This is a genomic window from Streptomyces sp. NPDC048297 (genome assembly GCF_043201585.1).
Taxonomy (GTDB): Bacteria; Actinomycetota; Actinomycetes; order Streptomycetales; family Streptomycetaceae; genus Streptomyces.
On sequence record NZ_JBICZA010000079.1, the window covers coordinates 1 to 4458 of the forward strand.

The 4458-nt window shown below is 69.4% G+C and carries 5 protein-coding genes and 2 pseudogenes; 3 read left to right on the forward strand and 4 right to left on the reverse strand.

All coding sequences use genetic code 11. The annotated features are described in order from the left end of the window. Window positions 1–88: 88 nt before the first annotated feature. From ACGFYV_RS37385 to ACGFYV_RS37395, 3 genes are all read right to left on the reverse strand, one after another. Window positions 89–499 carry a protein kinase gene (locus ACGFYV_RS37385; protein WP_393883011.1) on the reverse strand — a complete coding sequence of 137 codons (411 nt, stop codon included), beginning with the start codon at window positions 497–499 and terminating at the stop codon, window positions 89–91. A gap of 540 nt (window positions 500–1039) precedes the next feature. After that, entirely contained in the window at window positions 1040–1333 is a 294-nt protein-coding gene (locus ACGFYV_RS37390) for a hypothetical protein (protein ID WP_393883008.1), read from the reverse strand. Window positions 1334–1385: 52 nt separating this feature from the next. Further along, window positions 1386–1871 (reverse strand): HPP family protein, encoded by a 486-nt coding sequence (locus ACGFYV_RS37395; RefSeq protein WP_393883012.1) that lies wholly within the window; start codon window positions 1869–1871, stop codon window positions 1386–1388. Window positions 1872–2055: 184 nt separating this feature from the next. Between ACGFYV_RS37395 and ACGFYV_RS37400 the strand changes: the two are divergent. Both ACGFYV_RS37400 and ACGFYV_RS37405 read left to right on the forward strand, forming a co-directional pair. Beyond that, a pseudogene (locus ACGFYV_RS37400) lies at window positions 2056–2259 on the forward strand (CBS domain-containing protein); the annotation flags it as partial. A 324-nt stretch (window positions 2260–2583) separates the two neighbouring features. Continuing rightward, window positions 2584–2967 (forward strand): annotated as a pseudogene (locus tag ACGFYV_RS37405) (putative PEP-binding protein); the annotation flags it as partial. Window positions 2968–3039: 72 nt separating this feature from the next. On the opposite strand, the gene ACGFYV_RS37410 reads toward ACGFYV_RS37405, so the two are convergent. Beyond that, window positions 3040–3957: a universal stress protein gene (locus tag ACGFYV_RS37410; protein ID WP_393883009.1), complete on the reverse strand. Its 918-nt coding sequence runs from the start codon at window positions 3955–3957 to the stop codon at window positions 3040–3042. A 274-nt stretch (window positions 3958–4231) separates the two neighbouring features. On the opposite strand from ACGFYV_RS37410, the gene ACGFYV_RS37415 reads away from it, so the two are divergent. Beyond that, complete coding sequence (locus ACGFYV_RS37415) at window positions 4232–4402, forward strand: hypothetical protein (protein WP_393883010.1); 171 nt, start codon at window positions 4232–4234, stop codon at window positions 4400–4402. The last annotated feature ends 56 nt before the right edge of the window (window positions 4403–4458 follow it).

Consider the following 4458-nt stretch of genomic DNA (forward strand, 5'->3'; position numbering starts at 1 on the left):
TCAGGAACAAGATCAGCACGCACTCCGGACACCCTGCCGACCAAGATCGTCGAGCACAAGACCCGCAGCGCAACTCATTCTGAAACGATCAGTTAATGTCTCGGTGCTCCACCCGCTGCTCGTGAGCGTAGGCGAGAGCAGATGCCAACGGCCGCCCGATCCGAGCGAAGTAGGCCGGCCAGTCCAGCGGACGGCCCCCGCTCATCTCGTCCTTCAGGCTCCTGTCGACCCACTCCAGGACGATGAAGTACTGCTCCAGCTCTTCGTCCCAGCCCGAATCCAGCATCCGCACGATGTTCGGATGGGTCAGCGCCCGCAACGAGGCGGTCTCACGGTCGAGGAAAATCCGCGTGCTCTCCTCGTCGTCGCGCCGCTTGAGCAGCTTCACCGCCGCGTAGGCGCCCTCCGGGCTCAAGACATCCACCGCCTTGCGCACCTCGGACATACCGCCCTGGCGCTTCTCCGCCTGCGGCAGCAGATGAAACCGCCCGTTGATCATGCCGGTCACACGCGGCTCCTCACCAACAACTGCCGTGCATTTTCACGTCCTTGACTATCGTTTCAGTAGATCATCGCCTCCGGGTCGACTTCGTCCACAAAGCGGCAAGGAAACGCCCCATCGGGTACGAGCCAGCACCACCCATCCGCCACCGCGTGCGGCGCTACACGGCCCCGCCGCCGGCCCTGGCTGACATCCAAGAGCACGCGCGAACAGTGTCCACAGGTTCTCCGCGGAGCAGGGACATGTAGGCCGTGCACAGCTGGCGGACCAACTGGCCTCTGCCCAGGGCCACCAAGGCCAATATGCGGACCAGGCCCGGACCAACTCGGTTGCGCATTTGAGCGTTCGACCCATTGCCGCAGGTCAGAGGGGGATAGGCCCGTGTACCACCAAGAGACGAAGAACCTCCTCGTGTCGTACTCGCCGAAGAGGCTGGGCTGCTTCTAGACGTCCGGGAACGGCCGCCTGGCCAGGAGGTCGTGTCGGGCGCCGGGGGCATGGCGGCGCGGCCTTGTGCCCTGTCGGTCCCGGCGCCCGCTACGGCACGGCAGTGGCGCGGAGTCGGGGGACGGTGGCAGCGCCGCCTCCCCTGACCGCGTCCACCGCCGCCTGGTGCAGTTCCCGGCTCTGCCACTCCGAATGGCAGGTCACGGGGCTTCCGGTGAGGGTGAACCACTCGGAGGTGCCGGTGTACTGGACCGTCACGTCGCACTCACTGCCGTCCCAGGTGGTGTGGACGGACAGGTCTCCGCTGACGACCCCCGCCTCGTCGGTACGTACTCCGCCCCGGCCAGTGAATACGCCGAGGGTCGTCCATGATGCCCAGAGCATGGTGTCGGCCTGCCTTTCTTCGTTGGGATCTGCAGGTTGCGAAGGTGCGGGGCTAGGGAATGACGATTCCCCGCTCGCGCACTCCTGGGTGCGGGGGCAGTCCGGGCAGTGTGACCTGTGCGGGCTTCTCCGAGACGGCGGCCACGTGGTGGTGCAGCCCCGCGGCGGCGGCCACGTAGTCCCTGGCCGTGAGCAGCCCCACCAGCTGTCCGTGTTGGTCCGTGACCGGCAGGGCGTCGGTGTCCTCCTGCGACATGACCGCTGCGGCGTGCGACAGGGACTCCTCCGGATGGATCCGCACGGTCCGGCGGGAGTGCACGAGATCGCGCGCCCTTTGCCCGGACAGCGCAGCCCCCGCACAGGCCACAGCGAGTTCGGCCCGGTCCAGGACACCGGCGCAGCAACCATCGGTGCGGACCACGGGCAGCGCTCGCTGTCCCGACCGTTCCAGGACCTCCCAGGCCATCAGCAGTGTCTCGTCCTCGCCGACCGAGTACGGCGCGGTATCCATCAGGCTTCGCACCACGGGGTTCTCCATCACGGCCGCCTCCTTGCGCTGTGGCGGGGCGCTCGCCTCCTTCTGCGTGCTCTTGCAGGCTCGCCTCGCGGGTACGGCCTTGTCACGGGGCCATACGTCCCCAAATCGGCGATCGGACCGGCGGCGCAGGTCGGCCACGGCCCCGACCGCGGCCGTGCACCGCGCAATCCAGGTGAGTGACGTGATGACGCGGGCCGTCGTCGCGGTGGGCCGCGAGACCCTGTTCAAGGAGATGGTCGAGCGCATGGAGGAGTGGCAGGTCAGCGCACTGCCCGTCCTCGAAGGCGACGGCCGGGTGATCGGTGTCGTCTCCGAGGCCGACCTGCTGCCGAAGGAGGAGTTCAAGGAGGAGTTCCCGGACAGCGACCCGGACCGGTTCGCCCGCATTCCGCTGGCCGCCCGCATGGCGCGGGGCGTCGAGGGCGTGGTGCGCGTGGACTGCCGTCTCAGGGCGGCTGACAGGTAGCGCTCGTTGTCGGCGGATCTCGAGTGCCGTCCTACGACGCCTCCGGCCTGGGCCCACGACCCACCTCCCGGCATGGGCCGAGCGGCCCTGTCCGGCCGGCGCTTGGTCCGGTCGGCCCAGCGAAGGGGGTCGGGAGCGCCTCCCCGGCGCCCCGGCCCCGTCGGAAGCTGGGACCGTATGACACCGCACAGAGGAGGAGAGTCGTTCAGGCGAGGAGAGTCGTCGTGGTCCGCTACGTCTACGACTGGCTCGCCACACGCGGAGATGATGGTGCCGCTCGTCGGCGACGTGGCGGAACTCCGCCTCACCCGCGAGGAGGTGTCACGGATCCTGGCCGAGGTCGGCGAGGAGACCGGCCTGCCTCGCCCATGCCCCGTCGGCACGGTGATCGAGCTACCCCGGGCCGCGCTCACCGCCGGCAGGATCGCCGAGGAAGCGGAGTTCTTCTCCTCCGGGACCAATGACCTGACCCAGACGACCTGGGGGTTCTCCCGCGACGACGTCGAGGCCGCGTTCTTCTTGGCGCACCTCGGCAAAGGCGTCTTCTCCGCCTCCCCGTTCGAGAGGCTCGACCATGAGGGAGTGGGCCGGCTGGTCCGGATCGCCGTAGAGGAGGGCCGCGCTGACCGTGACGGGCGCGAGCGACAGCAGGTGAGCACCGGCACGGGAGAAAGAGCGCGTTGTGCGAGGCCGGGGGCCGAGTCAGCCGTGCGCTACGACGGCGACGGGGGCGGTGATGTGGTGCAGGGCGGCATGGGTGACATGACCGATGTGGGGACCGAAGGAACCCGTGCGGATGCGCCGGCCGACAACTGCCAGGGAGGCGTCGCGGGCGGCGTCGACAAGAACCTGCCCGGCGCTGCCGCACCGGCTCACCTCGATCACTTCCACACCCTGGAACTTCTGCCGCCAGGGACGCAGCACGTCCGTCAGGGCGGCGGCGTGCTCTCGCTCCAGCAAGTCGTGGAGATCGGCGTCGCCGGAGAAGCGATAGCGGGAGGTGGGTGGTTCGGGCCAGGCGGCGACGGCCCGCAGAGGCGCTTCCCTGCGCGCCGCCGCGTCGAAGGCGAACGCCAGCAGCGTGTCGTCAGGGTGCTCGGTGTCGAGGCCGAGCACCACGGGCCGGTACGGCGTCGCAGCGGACGGCACGCCCACCGGACCCGTCCTGTGCTCGTCCCTGTGCTCGTCCGCGGCCTGTTCCCCCGCCCGCACGAGCACCACCGGCCGCTCGGCACGGGCCACGACGGCCAGGCTGACCGAGCCGACCATGAATCCCTCGAACTCGCCGAGGCCCCGTGATCCCAGTACCAGGAGTTCGGCGAAGCCCGCAGCCTCGCACAGGATGTCGGCAACGGTCCCCGTGAGCTGCCCGGTGGTCACCTCGATGCCGGGGTGACAGAGCCGGACGCCTTGGGCGGACTCGTGTGTCAACTGCTCGGCCCACTGCCGGTATGCCTCGGTGTCCAGCAGCGGGGTCCGGGCCACGAACCTCGGCGTGGGCTCGCATGCGTACACGATCTTCAGGGGCAGGCCGCGCAGCAGGGCTTCGCGTGCCGCCCACTCCACGGCGGCCCGGCTCTCGGGCGATCCGTCGATGCCCACGGTGACAGTGCGGGACATGGTGTCCACCTCCCGGTGAGGGGTCGATTCCAGCCTGATGTCGTGGTCGTGGTTCGGTGATGGGCCGGATGTCCCTGAACGTGTCCGACCGACCTACTGAGCGGCCTCGCCGACTCCCCGGGAGCAGGCTCACGCGACCGGTGCCCCCGTGCCCGGCCCGCCCCGCGGGAGGCCGAACGGCCCGGGCGGGGGCCAAGGGGCCCTGCCCCGCCCTTCTACACCGGCACATGCTGGAGACGGCAGAACCGATCACCGACGTACATACGGAGTCCTCATGTTCAGTTCCCCGCACACCGTCAGCGATGTCATCACGCACACGGTGGCCGCCGTCGGCCTGTGGGCCTCGTTCAAGGACATGGTGGGCATGATGCGGGACCGGGGGGTCAGCGCGCTGCCCGTGCTGGACGGTCGTGTCCCCGTTCGTGGTGTAGCCGATCACGGTTGAGGTGTGCGCGGGCGCACGTCTGCTGGGTTTCGTGCTCCCTGAGCATGGGTCGGCCA

Bases quoted from the DNA above. Each gene is read 5' to 3' on its own strand.
- ACGFYV_RS37385 (WP_393883011.1), bottom strand. From the start codon at position 499: ATGATCAACGGGCGGTTTCATCTGCTGCCGCAGGCGGAGAAGCGCCAG.
- ACGFYV_RS37390 (WP_393883008.1), bottom strand. From the start codon at position 1,333: ATGCTCTGGGCATCATGGACGACCCTCGGCGTATTCACTGGCCGGGGC.
- ACGFYV_RS37395 (WP_393883012.1), bottom strand. From the start codon at position 1,871: ATGGAGAACCCCGTGGTGCGAAGCCTGATGGATACCGCGCCGTACTCG.
- ACGFYV_RS37410 (WP_393883009.1), bottom strand. From the start codon at position 3,957: ATGTCCCGCACTGTCACCGTGGGCATCGACGGATCGCCCGAGAGCCGG.
- ACGFYV_RS37415 (WP_393883010.1), top strand. From the start codon at position 4,232: ATGTTCAGTTCCCCGCACACCGTCAGCGATGTCATCACGCACACGGTG.